The organism is Rhizobium ecuadorense (assembly GCF_001187535.1).
Classification (GTDB): domain Bacteria; phylum Pseudomonadota; class Alphaproteobacteria; order Rhizobiales; family Rhizobiaceae; genus Rhizobium; species Rhizobium ecuadorense.
Window position 1 is genome coordinate 285,720 of the sequence record NZ_LFIO01000381.1, and the last position, 14,836, is coordinate 300,555.

General features: G+C 62.1%; 15 protein-coding genes. 8 read left to right on the plus strand and 7 right to left on the minus strand.

Going from position 1 to position 14,836, the window contains the following annotated elements; genetic code table 11:
• Positions 1-50: 50 nt before the first annotated feature.
• Positions 51-761, minus strand: a complete 711-nt coding sequence (locus AF337_RS09600) for an HAD family hydrolase (RefSeq protein ID WP_049731982.1) — start codon at positions 759-761, stop codon at positions 51-53.
• A 39-nt stretch (positions 762-800) separates the two neighbouring features.
• The gene (locus tag AF337_RS43195) at positions 801-953 is read right to left on the minus strand and encodes a hypothetical protein (protein WP_160320266.1); all 153 of its coding nucleotides are present in this window, start codon (positions 951-953) and stop codon (positions 801-803) included.
• On the opposite strand from AF337_RS43195, the gene rpiA reads away from it, so the two are divergent.
• From rpiA to AF337_RS09615, 3 genes are all read left to right on the plus strand, one after another.
• Positions 952-1,650 carry a ribose-5-phosphate isomerase RpiA gene (gene rpiA / locus AF337_RS09605; RefSeq protein ID WP_049731983.1) on the plus strand — a complete coding sequence of 233 codons (699 nt, stop codon included), beginning with the start codon at positions 952-954 and terminating at the stop codon, positions 1,648-1,650. The two genes, AF337_RS43195 and rpiA, sit on opposite strands and share 2 nt — an antisense overlap.
• Before the next feature lie 15 nt (positions 1,651-1,665).
• Positions 1,666-2,235: a DUF2059 domain-containing protein gene (locus AF337_RS09610; RefSeq protein ID WP_003579679.1), complete on the plus strand. Its 570-nt coding sequence runs from the start codon at positions 1,666-1,668 to the stop codon at positions 2,233-2,235.
• A gap of 95 nt (positions 2,236-2,330) precedes the next feature.
• A complete protein-coding gene (locus AF337_RS09615; RefSeq protein ID WP_049731984.1) occupies positions 2,331-2,615 on the plus strand; it encodes an acylphosphatase in 285 nt (94 codons plus the stop codon).
• Positions 2,616-2,660: 45 nt separating this feature from the next.
• On the opposite strand, the gene AF337_RS09620 is transcribed toward AF337_RS09615, so the two are convergent.
• Complete coding sequence (locus AF337_RS09620; RefSeq protein ID WP_049731985.1) at positions 2,661-2,879, minus strand: hypothetical protein; 219 nt, start codon at positions 2,877-2,879, stop codon at positions 2,661-2,663.
• Positions 2,880-3,365: 486 nt separating this feature from the next.
• Here AF337_RS09620 and gor point away from each other — a divergent pair, with 486 nt between their 5' ends.
• Positions 3,366-4,751, plus strand: a complete 1,386-nt coding sequence (gor, locus tag AF337_RS09625) for a glutathione-disulfide reductase (RefSeq protein ID WP_049731986.1) — start codon at positions 3,366-3,368, stop codon at positions 4,749-4,751.
• A gap of 15 nt (positions 4,752-4,766) precedes the next feature.
• Here gor and AF337_RS09630 read toward each other — a convergent pair whose 3' ends face one another.
• Positions 4,767-6,050 carry a pilus assembly protein TadG-related protein gene (locus AF337_RS09630; protein ID WP_049731987.1) on the minus strand — a complete coding sequence of 428 codons (1,284 nt, stop codon included), beginning with the start codon at positions 6,048-6,050 and terminating at the stop codon, positions 4,767-4,769.
• 254 nt (positions 6,051-6,304) lie between these two features.
• Here AF337_RS09630 and AF337_RS09635 point away from each other — a divergent pair, with 254 nt between their 5' ends.
• Positions 6,305-7,678, plus strand: coding sequence for a class II 3-deoxy-7-phosphoheptulonate synthase (locus AF337_RS09635; protein ID WP_049731988.1), 1,374 nt, complete (start codon positions 6,305-6,307; stop codon positions 7,676-7,678).
• 72 nt (positions 7,679-7,750) lie between these two features.
• On the opposite strand, the gene AF337_RS09640 is transcribed toward AF337_RS09635, so the two are convergent.
• Positions 7,751-9,586, minus strand: coding sequence for an ABC transporter ATP-binding protein (locus tag AF337_RS09640; RefSeq protein ID WP_049731989.1), 1,836 nt, complete (start codon positions 9,584-9,586; stop codon positions 7,751-7,753).
• A gap of 298 nt (positions 9,587-9,884) precedes the next feature.
• Here AF337_RS09640 and AF337_RS09645 point away from each other — a divergent pair, with 298 nt between their 5' ends.
• Positions 9,885-10,283 (plus strand): GFA family protein, encoded by a 399-nt coding sequence (locus AF337_RS09645; protein WP_049731990.1) that lies wholly within the window; start codon positions 9,885-9,887, stop codon positions 10,281-10,283.
• Here AF337_RS09645 and AF337_RS09650 read toward each other — a convergent pair.
• Positions 10,280-10,810 carry a DUF1003 domain-containing protein gene (locus AF337_RS09650; protein ID WP_049731991.1) on the minus strand — a complete coding sequence of 177 codons (531 nt, stop codon included), beginning with the start codon at positions 10,808-10,810 and terminating at the stop codon, positions 10,280-10,282. The genes AF337_RS09645 and AF337_RS09650 overlap by 4 nt on opposite strands.
• Positions 10,811-11,000: 190 nt before the next feature.
• Here AF337_RS09650 and AF337_RS09655 point away from each other — a divergent pair, with 190 nt between their 5' ends.
• Both AF337_RS09655 and AF337_RS09660 read left to right on the plus strand, forming a co-directional pair.
• Complete coding sequence (locus tag AF337_RS09655; protein ID WP_049731992.1) at positions 11,001-12,683, plus strand: NAD+ synthase; 1,683 nt, start codon at positions 11,001-11,003, stop codon at positions 12,681-12,683.
• 97 nt (positions 12,684-12,780) lie between these two features.
• The gene (locus AF337_RS09660; RefSeq protein ID WP_049731993.1) at positions 12,781-13,608 is read left to right on the plus strand and encodes a TolB family protein; all 828 of its coding nucleotides are present in this window, start codon (positions 12,781-12,783) and stop codon (positions 13,606-13,608) included.
• Here AF337_RS09660 and AF337_RS09665 read toward each other — a convergent pair.
• Positions 13,605-14,669: a 3-deoxy-7-phosphoheptulonate synthase gene (locus tag AF337_RS09665; protein ID WP_049731994.1), complete on the minus strand. Its 1,065-nt coding sequence runs from the start codon at positions 14,667-14,669 to the stop codon at positions 13,605-13,607. The genes AF337_RS09660 and AF337_RS09665 overlap by 4 nt on opposite strands.
• Between the last annotated feature and the right edge of the window lie 167 nt (positions 14,670-14,836).

Below are 14,836 nucleotides of genomic sequence, written 5' to 3' on the forward strand. Positions count from 1 at the left end.
GGGCCGGCACGGCACGCCGGCAAAGGAAGGACCAGGGCTGAGTGACAGCCTCAGACTGCGACCTTCACCGCATATTCCCGCAACAGCCTCTCCACCAGATCCGGCGTCAGCTCGTCGTAATGTGTGATGACCATATCCGGATCGAGGTTGGAGACCGGCACGTCGGAATAACCAAAGGGCACAGCGATCGACGGTACGCCGGCGTTCCTGGCGACGGCGATGTCGTTGATGCTGTCGCCGATCATCACGGTGCGGGCGATGTCGCCGCCGGCGCGGTCGATGGTGCCGGTGAGGTGGCGGGCGTCGGGCTTGCGCACGGGGAAGCTGTCGCCGCCGGTGATGGCGTCGAAATAGCTGGCGAGGTCGAGTTTTTCGATGAGCCCGAGCGCCAGGCTTTCCATCTTGTTGGTGCAGACGGCGAGGCGGTAACCGGCGGATTTAAGCCGGTCCATCGCCGCGACGAGGCCGGGATAGGGCTCGGTGCGGCCGGGCATGTTGCCGGCATAATGGATGACGAAGCGCTCGACCAGCGGCGGCAGGGCGTTGCTTTCGAGCGGATGGCCGCGCAGCCGGCAGGCGCGCTCGATCATCACGCGCGCGCCATGGCCGACGAGATGGGTGAGGTCGTCATAGCTGACCGGCTCGAGGCCAAGGGCTGCGATCGTATGGTTCAAGCTCTCGACAAGATCCGTATGTGTGTCGAGAAGGGTGCCGTCGAGATCGAAGACGATCAGTGCCGGGCGGATAGGGGAAGGGGTCAAGGGTTTTCCTCTTTGCGCAATCGTTCCTGAGGTAGGCGATCATGCGGCGGAAAGCAACGTTAGGATGCTGGCCGGGAAGGCCGCAGGCATTTGTTTCGGCTTTTCATTTTCCGTGATGATTTTGACTTTCGTTTGCCAGGCGAGCCGTGTAAACAGCACATCCAACGCAATAATTCGGAGTTGGCGGCGCATGGATGCCCGCGAAATGAAGATCAAGGCCGCCGCGGCCGCACTCGCCCATGTCGAAGACGGAATGCGCCTTGGCATCGGCACGGGCAGCACGGCAGAAGAATTCGTTCGTCTGCTGGCGGAGAAGGTCGCGGGCGGCTTCAGGGTCGAAGGTGTTCCGACGTCTGAAAGAACGGCGCGGCTTTGCGTCGAACTCGGCGTGCCGCTGAAGTCGCTCGATGAACTGCCGGCACTCGACCTGACGATCGACGGCGCCGACGAGGTCGATCCGGCGCTCAGATTGATCAAGGGCGGCGGCGGCGCGCTGCTGCGCGAAAAGATCGTCGCGGCCGCTTCCGAGCGGATGATCGTCATTGCCGACGAGAGCAAGCTTGTGGAAACGCTCGGCGCCTACGCGCTGCCGATCGAGGTCAATCCGTTCGGGCTCGTCTCGACACGGATCGCGATCGACAAGGTCGCGGCCCGGCTCGGCCTTTCCGGCGAACTCAGCCTGCGCCAATCCGGTGACGGAGAGTTTACCACGGATGGCGGCCATCACATCATCGATGCATCTTTTGGCCGCATTCCTGATGCAGAGGCGCTTTCGAGCGAGCTGAATTCCATACCCGGCGTCGTCGAACACGGGCTCTTTATCAATATGGCGGCACTTGCGATCATTGCCGGTCCTGCGGGTGCGCGCACGCTGCAGGCAAACAGATAACAGGAGCATACACTCATGATGAACATTGCAGGTCTTGGCCGTTTTGCCGCTGCGACGATCGTTCTTTCCGGGCTTGCATTCGGCTCCGCCGTCAAGGCGCAGGAGGTCTCCGAAGAGCAGCTGAAGGCGTCTCGCGCGGCGATCGACGCCATCGGCGCCACCGCCCAGTTCGACAACATCCTGCCCGGTCTTGCCGAGCGCCTGAAGGCCGGCCTGATCCAGGATTCGCCGAACTACCAGGACATCATTTCGTCGACGGTCGATGCGCAGGCGCTGGCGCTGGCGCCCCGCCGCGGCGATCTGGAGAAGGAAGCGGCGCTCACCTATGCCAAGACCTTTACCGCCGACGAACTGAAGGCGATCGCCGATTTCTACAATTCCGACGTCGGCAAGAAGCTGCTGCGCGACGGCCCGGTCGCCTCGCGCGAGACGGCGAAGGCTGCCGACATTTGGGCGCAGGGCATTTCCCGCGACCTGGAAAAGCAGAGCAATGCCGAACTCTCCAAGGTCATCAAGGCGCCGCCGCCGGCAACCGACAGCCCGGTTGCACCCGCGCCCGCTCCGGCGCCGGCTGCCCAGAAGTAAAGTCCGCCTCAGCGGATTTGCAAAAGCCCGGCATCGCCCGGGCTTTTTTGCTATGATGGATGCCGCAACAGCGATGAGGCTTTTGGTGAGGCAACATGTCCGCTCATTACGAGGCAATGCGCGTGCGGGTATCAGGCAGGGTCCAAGGTGTCGGGTTTCGCATGTGGACGCGCGATGAGGCGTTGCGGCTCGGGCTCACAGGCTGGGTGCGCAATGAAGCGGACGGATCTGTCGCCGCTTTGATCGCAGGGCCCGATACCGCCATATCGACCATGATCGAGCGTTTTGGCCGCGGGCCTGCGGGAGCATCGGTTTCCGGCGTTGAGACGGAACCGAGCCCGCTTGAGAAAATGCCGCCGGATTTCCGCATCACCGGTTGAAAGCTGCAACCGCCAGGGGATGTGCATCCCAGATGCGCCGGACACTCAGCCCCAATCCTTCGAACTCTTGGCCAATTGCCACACGCCCGTTTCATCCGGCTCGACGCGCTTGTTGCCGCGGTAGAAGATCGGCAGTCCGTTTTTTTTGTCCATCGCGAAGCGGCTCGGCGCGTATTTTTCGTTCTCGTGGCCTTGGATAGCGTGGCCGAGCGCTTCCTTGAATTTGCCAGCCTTGCACAGGTTGGCGAAGAGAGTTTGATCCATCGTTTGCTCCGGCTTCTTTTTTACTGCGTGAATTTGCCTGCCAGCCTCGGGCGGCCGGGTCAACCGTTTGCCGGGAAGATTCGGGCGAGGGGAACGGGATGATGCAGGAGCGGGCTTTTGTTTTCAGGGCGATCGCACCTAGAGCCTTTCCTGGTTAGATTGAAGCATTCTGTTGGCTCAAACGGAGTCGGCCGGTCGATCAGCCGGCCCGTTTCAGCCAACCCTCCCGCAGATTTGCCTAGCAAATCTGCAAGACTTAGGAATCGCCGGACGCACTTATCGCTTCGCCGTGGCGAAGCGGTGCGGCCGGTGGGCCGGGCATCTTTAGCCAGGATCTGAGGCGATCGGCTCGGCCGTACCTGGGGTATGCCCGTCGCCAATCGCCTCTGCCCTGACGAAAACCTGCTCCGGCAGAATGCTTCAATCTAACCAGGAAAGGCTCTATATCAGGAACATCCTTCCTGCGATTCCCTTCCGGAGCTCCTCATGTCTTCCTACGACTACGACCTCTTCGTCATCGGTGGCGGTTCCGGAGGCGTGCGCGGCGCGCGTGTCGCCGCCTCGCTCGGCAAAAAGGTGGCGATCGCCGAGGAGTACCGCTACGGCGGCACATGCGTCATTCGCGGCTGCGTGCCGAAGAAACTCTTCGTCTATGCCTCGCAGTTCCACGAGCATTTCGAGGATGCCGCCGGCTTCGGCTGGACGGTCGGCGAAAGCAGCTTCGACTGGAAGAAGCTGGTGGCGGCCAAGGATGGCGAAATTGCCCGGCTGGAAGGCCTCTACAAGAAGGGCCTTGCCGGCGCCAATGCCGAGATCCTGGAAACGCGCGCCGAACTCGTCGACGCCCATACGGTACGGCTTGTGAAAACAGGGCAGACGGTGACGGCAAAGACCATCGTGATTGCCACCGGCGGACGGCCGAACCCGCATGCAGCCCTTCCCGGCCACGAGTTCTGCATCTCCTCCAACGAAGCCTTTCATCTCGCAGAGCTGCCGAAATCGATCGTCATCGCCGGCGGCGGTTATATCGCCGTCGAGTTCGCCAATATTTTTCATGGCCTCGGCGTCGAGACGACGCTGATCTATCGCGGCGCCGAGATCCTGTCGCGCTTCGACGAGGATCTGAGGCGCGGGCTGCACGAGGCGATGGTCGCCAAGGGCATCCGCGTCCTCTGCCACGACACGCTGCAGAAGGTGTCGAAGGGTGAGGGCGGGCTCGTTCTGGAGACGTTGAACAGCGGCACGCTGCAGGCCGATGTCGTCATGCTGGCGCTCGGGCGCGATCCGAACACCGAAGGTCTCGGCCTCGATGCGGCCGGTGTCGCAGTCGACGAGCGCGGCGCGATTATCGTCGACGACTATTCCCGCACCAATGTCGAAAATATTTATGCGCTCGGCGATGTCACCAATCGGGTACAGTTGACGCCGGTGGCGATCCACGAGGCGATGTGCTTCATCGAAACCGAGTACAAGAACAATCCGACCCGGCCGGACTACGAGCTGATCCCGACCGCCGTCTTCTCGCAGCCGGAGATCGGCACCGTCGGTCTTTCGGAAGAGGAGGCGGGCAAGCGTTACGGCGAGCTCGAGGTGTATCGGGCGCAGTTTCGGCCGCTGAAGGCGACACTTTCCGGTCGGGCCGAGCGGATGATCATGAAGCTGATCGTCGATGCGGCAAGCCGCAAGGTGGTGGGCGCCCATATCCTCGGCCACGATGCCGGCGAGATGGCGCAGCTGCTCGGCGTCACACTGAAGGCCGGCTGCACCAAGGACGATTTCGACCAGACGATGGCGCTGCACCCGACGGCGGCCGAAGAGCTCGTCACCATGTATGCGCCGAGCTATCGGGTCCGTAACGGGCAGCGCGTCTAAGTCTTCCGTGTGCGCTTAGCTGGTAATGCGCGGCGCGCGGATGACCTTGAGGAAGAGCGCCTTCATCGCGTCGGCAATACCTTCGGTCGGCGACACCTCGAAATAGAAGCCGGGCGAGGCGCATGCCTGCATCTTCGTCGGGATCTCGTTCTGGAAAGGCTTAATCCAGGTATTGTACCAATTGTTGCTCGGCAACGGCAGATAGGTGGTATAGAGCACGGCGATCTTGACGCCGCGATCCTTCAAGGGCTTGCAGAAGGAGGTGTCGATCGGCTCCTGACAACGGCCGCCGGTTGTCTTCTTGGTGCACGTGGACGGCTTGTAGCTGTCGCCGACGCCATCGGAAACGAAGAATAGGATCTTTTCGGGGCTGGTGTTCGACGTGCCGTCACCGGCCGGATCGATGATGGTGTTCATCTGCGTCATGGCGCTGTCGAAGTTGGTGATCTGGTCGCTATTGTAGTTCTGGTAGGGAATGGTCATCAGATCGACCGCGTCGGTATAGTTTTTCACCTTCGTCAGGTCGGAAGTAAGGCCGGAAATCGTCGTGAGCTTTGCGTCCTCGGCCTTGGTGCCGAACGTATATACGCCCATGCGGAACTGGCCGCTGCTGACGCGCTGGGTCTTGGCTGTATCGGTCAGCGCCTGGGTCGCTTGGCGCACCACGTCGATGCGCATGGCGACGCCGAGGCTTTTGGCGATGGTGTAATTGTTGGTGCTCTGATCCATCTGGTGGCAGGCAAAGGCGCAGCCTGTCTTGGCCTCCAGCTTTGAAACATCGTTGGGTGTCGCGCCGACGCCCATCGAGGGCGTATTGTCAAGCAGGATGTAGAAATCCATGAAGGCGGCGGTCTGGTATTCGGCCGTTGCCGTGCCGGAGATGGTGATCGAATCCTTGCCGAGAATACGCATGAAGGTGGTCGGCACGGTGGCGGTGAAGGAAACCTGCGAATTCAGCTTGTTGGCGGTCTTGGTAACGTCGATGCCGAGATCGACATTCACGTCCGCCAGTTCTCCCGACACCTGCGACATGAAGATGCTGCGGGCGTCGGTCTTGCCGAGCGAGATCGTGCCGTTGCCGCTCATGGTCATGGCGGCGGCGACCGCGCCGGATTTTTCGGCGATCGAGCCGACCGCGGCAGCATCGGCGGCGGCGAAGAGCTGGGTGCGCAGGCTCATGGCGTGAGCGAAATCCACCGCCATGCCTGCCGTGCCAAGGAGCGGCACCATCAGCAATGCCGTCATGATGCCGAAATTGCCCGAACGGTCCGATATGAAGCCCGGCGGAAGGATCGCCATGACATGTCCCCAATGTTGAAACTCTTCCCGGTTCTACATTCAAAGTCTAAAATATGGGGAAACCGACATGGTATATGCTGGTTTAACGGTGGAATCGGGGATTTTTGCCACCTATATGCGAGCATTGGCCGGTGGCGGCGGCACGGCATGGAGCGTCGGCCGATTGGCCTTTGCAAGCCCGGTCTAAAGGTCTATAAGCCGCCGCAATCAAGGATAGGTGCATCCCAGGGATGGATGTGAATGAGGTGAGTGACATGGCAGAGAATTGGACACCGAGCAGCTGGCGGCAGAAACCGATCCTGCAGGTTCCCGAATATCCGGATGCAGCCGCTTTGGCGGCAACGGAGGCCACGCTCGCCAGCTATCCGCCGCTGGTTTTTGCCGGCGAGGCGCGCCGCCTGAAGAAGCATCTCGCCAATGTCGCCGAGGGCAACGGCTTCCTGTTGCAGGGTGGTGACTGCGCCGAGAGCTTCGCCGAACACGGCGCCGACAATATCCGCGACTTCTTCCGCGCCTTCCTGCAGATGGCCGTCGTGCTGACCTTCGGCGCGCAGCTGCCGGTCGTCAAGGTCGGCCGCATCGCCGGCCAGTTCGCCAAGCCGCGTTCCTCGAATGTCGAGAAGCTGGGCGACGTGACGCTGCCGGCCTATCGCGGCGACATCATCAACGGCATCGAATTCACCGAGGAGTCGCGCATCCCGAACCCGGAACGTCAGGCCATGGCCTACCGCCAGTCGGCCGCGACGCTGAACCTTCTGCGCGCCTTCGCGATGGGCGGCTACGCCAACCTCGAAAACGTGCATCAGTGGATGCTCGGCTTCGTCAAGGACAGCCCGCAGGGCGAGCGCTACCGCAAGCTTGCCGACCGCATCAGCGAAACCATGGATTTCATGAAGGCGATCGGCATCACCTCGGAAAACCATCCGAGCCTGCGCGAGACCGATTTCTTCACCAGCCATGAGGCGCTGCTGCTTGGCTACGAGGAAGCGCTGACCCGCGTCGATTCCACGTCGGGCGACTGGTACGCCACATCGGGCCATATGATCTGGATCGGCGACCGTACGCGCCAGGCCGACCATGCGCATATCGAATATTGCCGCGGCATCAAGAACCCGATCGGCCTGAAATGCGGCCCGTCGCTGCAGGCCGACGATCTGCTGCAGCTGATCGACATTCTGAACCCGGCCAACGAAGCCGGGCGCCTGACGCTGATCTGCCGCTTCGGCCATGAGAAGGTCGCTGAAAACCTGCCGCGGCTGATCCGCGCCGTCGAGCGCGAGGGCCGCAAGGTCGTCTGGTCCTGCGACCCGATGCACGGCAACACGATCACGCTCAACAACTACAAGACCCGTCCCTTCGAGCGGATCCTGTCGGAAGTCGAAAGCTTCTTCCAGATCCACCGTGCCGAAGGCACGCATCCCGGCGGCATCCATGTCGAAATGACCGGCAAGGACGTGACGGAATGCACCGGCGGCGCCCGCGCCGTTACCGCCGACGACCTGCAGGATCGCTACCACACGCATTGCGACCCGCGCCTCAACTCCGACCAGGCACTCGAACTCGCCTTCCTGCTTGCCGAGCGCATGAAGGGCGGCCGCGACGAAAAGCGCATGGTCGCCAACGGCTGAGATCTTTACACAACGGACGACAAAAACCCGGCGCGAGCCGGGTTTTTTATTGCTGTGGAGCTGGCCGCTCGCTCAGATGCTGGCCTGGACGCTGTGCAGGTTGGCGTAGACGCCATCCTGCGCCATCAGCTCCTCATGCGTGCCCTGTTCGACGATGCCGTCAGCGGTCAGCACCAGGATGCGGTCGGCGTGGCGGACGGTCGACAGGCGATGGGCGATGACCAGAGTGGTCCGGCCATTCGCGAGGCTGAGCAGCGCCTGCTGCACCGCCCTTTCGCTTTCGTTGTCGAGCGCGCTGGTCGCCTCGTCGAAGATCAGGATCTCCGGATCCTTGAGGAAGGCGCGGGCGATGGTGACGCGCTGGCGCTGGCCGCCGGAGAGCTTGACGCCGCGCTGGCCGATATCGGTGTCATACCCTTGCGGCAGGGCCATGATGAAATCGTGCGCATTGGCGGCGCGGGCTGCCGCCTCCAGCTCGGCATCGCTGGCGTCCGGCCTGCCGTAGCGCAGGTTCTCCGCCACGGTGCCGGCAAAGAGATAGACATCCTGCTGCACCACCCCGACATGGCGCCGGAGCGAGGCCAGCGTCACGTCTCTTATATCGGTGCCGTCGATGCGGATCGCCCCGGCCTCGACATCGTAGAAGCGCGGTATGAGCGCACAAAGCGTGCTCTTGCCGACCCCTGACGGACCGACGAGGGCAACGAACTCGCCGGGCGCGATGGTGAGGGAAAGCCGCTCCAGCACGCGCGGGCCATCGGCCTCGTAGCCGAAGGCGACATTAGAGAAACTGATCTCCCCCGTTGGCGCCGGCATCGGCCGGGCGGCCGGCCGATCGGTGATATCGGGGTCGATCTCCAGGATCTCCATGGCCCTGATGAAGCCGGTATAGCCCTCCTGCCAGAGACGCACGAAATTGGCGAGCCGCTGGACGGGATCGACCAGCACGGCAACGCAGAGCAGGAAGGTCAGCATATCCGGGACGGTCAGTTCCGCCGCCAGGATGCGTAAGCCGCCGACGACGATCACCAATATGGTGACGAGCTGGGCGAAGGTTTCGGTGCCCACCGAAAACCACGCCTCGCTGCGGTAGCCTTCGGCGCGGCTCTGCAGGAAGCGCCGGTTCTGCTCGGCAAAGCGTTCCCTTTCCAGCGCCTCGTTGGCGAAGGACTGGACGACGCGGATGCCGGCCAGCGCATCCTCGACGCGCTCGTTGACCGCGGCGATCTGGTGCTTGCTGGCTTCCAGCGCGCGGTTCATGCGCCGGTTGAAATAGAGCGCATAGATCACCGCGACAGGCGTCAGCAGCAGGATGAAGCCGGCCAGCGGCGGATCGATGAAGAACAGCACCAGCATGGCGCCGCCATATTTCAGCACGGCGATGGAAAGGTCCTCGGGGCCGTGATGGAAGAGTTCCCCCAGCCACAGGGAATCATTGGTGATGCGGCTCATCAGCTGGCCGGTGCGCTGGCGGTCGTAGAAGCTGAACGAGAGTTTCTGGCAGTGCTCGAACAGTTCCTGCCGGACCGTCGCCTCGATGCGGGCGCCCATGACGTGGCCGCGATAGTCGACGAAGAAGATGGCGGCGATCTGGACCACTAGGACGGCCAGCATGACGCCGCCCATCCCGAGGATCTGGGCAAAGGCCTGCGGGGCGTCGGGCAGAGCCAGAAGGCGGCTGGTGACGATATTGGCGCAGAGCGGCAGCGCGAGCGCCGTGCCGGCGACAAGGATGGCGCACAGCAGATCCGCCAGCAGCAAAGGCAGATGCGGGCGATAATAGCAGAGAAATTTTCGCATGCGCGACCAGCGTCGGCCGCGGTCGACGGTGGGGCCTTGCAGGAATAATTTCAGGAAGACGTTATGGCGTCGCGAGCTTTTCCTCGCGCGGGAGAACCGAATATTCATGAGGCAGAATGTCCCTGTGGGCGATGTTTCCTTTCTGTTTGGACAGGGTCGCTCTCATATCAGTCTCCCGGGGATCGAACGAAATTGGAGCCGCAGTATTGCCGACAACCGCGACGGATTCAATGCCGGGAGGGGACGAGAGGGGCGGCTGTTGTCGACAAGCAACAGCGATGACCGCAGCAGCCGAGCATCGGCAAGGCCCGCAGCCTTCAAGATTTCTGATGATTTTGTTGAGCGGAATGGATTTGACGGCAAGCGCGATCGGCGGCAATTTTCAGTCATAAAGGGGAGAGCGATCATGACCGAACGGCATACAGGCGGCTGTCTTTGCGGCGCCGTGCGATATTCAATCGGGGCAAAGCCCGGACCCGTCGTCGGCTGCCATTGCTCGCAATGCCGCCGGCAGACCGGGTTTTATTATGCGGCGGTCAACGTGCCGCGCGCCGCTGTTTCGGTGGAAGACGCCAGCGCGATCCGCTGGTATCGGTCGAGCCCCGAAGCCCAGCGCGGCTTCTGCTCGAATTGCGGTTCGGCGCTGTTCTGGCAGGGCGACCAATCGCCGGAGATTTCCGTCATGGCCGGAACTTTCGATGAGCCGAGCGGCCTTGCCTTCAGCCATCACATCTACTGCGCCGACAAGGGTGATTTCTATGAGATCACGGATGGCCTGCCGCAATATGACAGGTTTCCCGTTTAGCCCCTGGCGGCAAGCTCGGCGCTGAGGCGGGCGACGTCCTCGCGAAGCGCCGTCAGTTCGGTCAGCACGCGCATGTCGATCTTCTGGTGCAGGGAGAGCACCTCGAGTTCGGCCTTGAGATTGACTTCGTAATCCTTGGCGGCCTCGAAGCGGTCACGTTCGGCCTGGCGGTTCTGCGACATCATGATGATCGGCGCCTGGATGGCGGCGAGCATCGACAGGATCAGGTTGAGGAAAACAAAGGGGTAGGGGTCGAAAGCGCCTGTTGCCAGGATGATGGTGTTGATCAGCGTCCAGACGACAAGGAAGGCCAGGAAGGCGAGGATGAACGACCAGGAACCGCCGACGCGGGCGATTCCATCGGCGACACGCTCGCCGAACGAGGCCTCGGCGGAGAGAGCGGCGTTGATATCGGTCGAGATGACCTTGCGCGCGTGCGCCTTCGCCAGCACGCGTTTTTCGATGTCGCCGAGTTCGTCGGCCGGCTTGTCGAAATGATGGTGCATGAAGTTCGAAAGATTAGACATGGCCTGTTTCCGGTGCCCGTTATCGATGCAGTCGCGTTTCGGGCAGTATTCCGTTCCTCCGCCAAATTGCAATGCGTGTCCATGCCGCGAGGCTGCGGCGTGTCCGTTCACAAAAATTTCGTCACCGCTAGGCGCGGCTTTTGCCGCGGGACATGTTGCGGTTGCGGAAGGTGCAGGCTAAATAAATGACATGACACAGGAAAACGCTCTTTCTGATATCTTCCGCATTGCCATCGGGCAGCTCAATCCGACAGTCGGCGATGTCGCCGGCAATCTCGCCAAGGCGCGTGAAGCGCGTGCCGATGCGGCTCGCGAAGGCGCACATCTGCTCGTCCTGACCGAGCTTTTCATTTCCGGCTATCCGCCTGAAGATCTGGTGCTGAAGCCGGCCTTCATCCGCGCCTGCTGGAAAGCGGTGGAGAGCCTTGCGGCCGATACCGCCGATGGCGGGCCGGGCGTTCTCATCGGGTTTCCCCGTCAGGACGAGACGGGACGTTATAATTCCGTCGCCGTGCTCGACGGCGGCAAGGTGATCGCGGTGCGCGACAAGATCGACCTGCCGAACTACGGCGAGTTCGACGAGAAGCGCGTCTTCAACCAGGGCGCCATGCCGGGGCCGGTGAATTTCCGCGGCGTGCGCATCGGCATTCCGATCTGCGAAGATATCTGGGGCGATCTTGGCGTCTGCGAGACGCTGGCCGAAAGCGGAGCCGAGATTCTGCTGTCGCCGAACGGTTCGCCCTATTATCGCGGCAAGGTCGATATCCGCCATCAGGTGGTGTTGAAGCAGGTGATCGAAACCGGCCTGCCGCTGGTCTATGCCGCCCAGCTCGGCGGCCAGGACGAACTGGTGTTCGACGGCGCGAGTTTCGCCTTCAATGCCGACAAGTCGCTGGCCTTCCAGATGAGCCAGTTCGAGACGGCGCTGGCGGTGACGACATGGAAACGCGGTGAGGCCGGCTGGCACTGCGCCGAAGGTCCGATGGCGCATATTCCTGAAGGCGAGGAGGCCGACTACCGCGCCTGCCTGCTCGGCTTCCGCGACTACGTCAACAAGAACGGCTTCAAGACGGTGGTGCTCGGCCTTTCCGGCGGCATCGACTCGGCGATCTGCACGGCAATCGCCGTCGATGCGCTGGGCGAGGAGCGAGTGCGCACCGTCATGCTGCCCTACCGGTACACATCGGAAGACTCGCTGAAAGATGCGGCCGATTGCGCAAAGGCGCTCGGCTGCCGTTACGACATCGTGCCGATCGAGCAACCGGTGACGGGCTTCAGCAATGCGCTGTCCGATCTCTTCGCGGGCACGGACAGCGGCATCACCGAGGAAAACCTGCAGAGCCGGGCGCGCGGCGTCATTCTGATGGCGATCTCCAACAAGTTCGGCTCGATGGTGGTGACGACGGGTAATAAGTCGGAAATGTCGGTGGGTTACGCCACGCTTTACGGCGACATGAATGGCGGCTTCAATCCGATCAAGGACCTCTACAAGATGCAGGTCTATGCGCTGGCCCGCTGGCGCAACGAGAATGTGCCGCCGAGTGCGCTGGGGCCGTCCGGCGAGGTGATCCCGAACAATATCATCGACAAGGCGCCATCGGCCGAACTGCGCCCCGACCAGAAGGATCAGGATTCGCTGCCGCCCTATCCGGTGCTCGACGATATTCTCGAATGCCTGGTGGAAAAGGAGATGGCGGTCGAAGAGATCGTCGCGCGCGGCCATGACGTGGCGACCGTCCATCGTATCGAGCACCTGCTCTATCTCGCCGAATATAAGCGGCGGCAATCGGCGCCGGGCGTGAAGATCACCAAGAAGAATTTCGGGCGCGACCGGCGCTATCCCATCACCAACCGTTTCCGGGATCGGGACTGAAACGATCGGGATCGCTGACGCGATCGGGATCACTGGCGCGATCGGGATCACAGAAGCGATCGGGATCATTGGCGCGATCGGAATATCGGGAGGAAACATGCGCAGCTCGGTCGAGATCTACAATGTCAGGACGGGCAGAGCCCGCGAGGTCTGGCAGACGGACATGCTCGTGGAGGCGCCGAACTTCGCGCCTGACGGTTCCTACCTGCTTTTGAACGGCGACGGGCTGCTCTACCGGCTGCCGCTCAATGGCGGCGAAGTCAGCAAGGTCGATACCGGCTTTGCCGTCAACTGCAACAATGATCACGGTATTTCGCCCGACGGCACCAAGATCGTCATCTCCGACAAGACCGAATTCGGCAAGTCGACGATCTATGTCCTGCCGATCGAGGGCGGCACGCCGCGGCTCGTTACGGAAAATCAGCCCTCCTATTGGCACGGCTGGTCGCCGGATGGCCGCCAGCTTGCCTATTGCGGCATCCGCGATGACCTCTTCGACATCTATACGATCTCCGTCGACGGCGGCGCCGAGACGCGGCTGACGCATGGCGAGGGCCGCAATGACGGGCCGGATTATTCTGCCGACGGGCAATGGATCTACTTCAACTCCAGCCGCACCGGGCTGATGCAGATCTGGCGCATCCATCCCGATGGCACCGGCCTCGAACAGGTGACCTCGGACAATCAGGGCAACTGGTTCGCCCATCCATCGCCCCAGAACGACAAGGTGCTGATCCTGTCCTACGACCCCAGCGTTTTCGACCACCCGCGCGATCTCGACGTGCGGCTGCGGCTGATGGATATGGATGGCGGCAACCTGAAGACGCTGTTCGAGCTGTTCGGCGGGCAGGGCACGATCAATGTGCCCTGCTGGTCACCAGATGGCGACGAGTTTGCCTATGTGCGCTATTTTCCAGTCGCTTAGACAGCCGCTGCCTTGCGCCGTTCGCGGGCGGATTGCGCCAGGTCTTCCAGCGTTGTCACCGACATATCCCAGTCGATGCAGCCGTCGGTGATGGACTGGCCGTAGACCAGCTGTTTGCCGGGGACGAGATCCTGGCGGCCGGCGACGAGGTTGCTCTCGATCATCATGCCCTTGATGTGGCGATTGCCGGAGGCGATCTGCGCGGCCACGGATTTGACGACGCGCGGCTGGTTCATCGGATCCTTGCTGCTGTTGGCATGGCTGGCGTCGATCAGAATGCGCGGGGTCACGCCAAGCTTGACGGCTTCGCCGACCACAGCTTCCACGTCGGCCGCTTCATAGTTCGGCTGTTTGCCGCCGCGCAGGATTATGTGGCAGTCCTCATTGCCCCTTGTCGAGGCGATGCCAGCCTGTCCGTCCTTGGTGACGGCTGGGAAGTGATGCGGCTGCGAGGCGGCCAGGATCGCATCGAGCGCCACGCGGGCGCCGCCGTCGGTGCCGTTCTTGAAACCGATCGGGCAGGAAAGGCCGGAGGCAAGCTGGCGATGGATCTGGCTTTCGGTCGTGCGTGCGCCGATCGCGCCCCAGCTGACGAGGTCGGCAATGTATTGCGGCGTGATCGTGTCGAGGAATTCGACGCCGGCCGGAAGCCCCGTGGCATTGATATCGAGCAGCAGGCGCCGGGCGATCCTCAAGCCTTCCTCGATGCGGTAGCTGCCGTCGAGATGCGGATCGTTGATCAGGCCTTTCCAGCCGACCGTTGTGCGGGGCTTTTCGAAATAGACGCGCATGACGATTTCGAGATCGCTGGAGAAGCGCTGCCGCTGTTGCGCCAGCCGCTCGGCATATTCGCGTGCCGCAGCAGGATCATGGATGGAGCAGGGGCCGATGACGACGATCAGGCGGTCGTCTTCTCCCTCGAGAATCTTATGGATTGCATGGCGGTTGCTGGTCACCGTCTCGCTGACGGCAACGGTTCGGGGGATTTCCGCGATGATATCGGCGGGTTTGGTCAGCGGGGTGATCTCGAGGATACGGAGATCGTCAATGGTATCGGACACGGTATGGCTCCTGTTTGGTCATACCGTGCGGAACAAAAAAAGCCGCCAGGTAGACTAGCGGCTGTTCGGGTTGTCGTCGCGTCGACTTCAGTTACGCATAGACCCGCATCCGCTGAGAGCAGCGGTACCAATAAAATCGCGAGGCGTAGATCGAAGTGGTCGACATC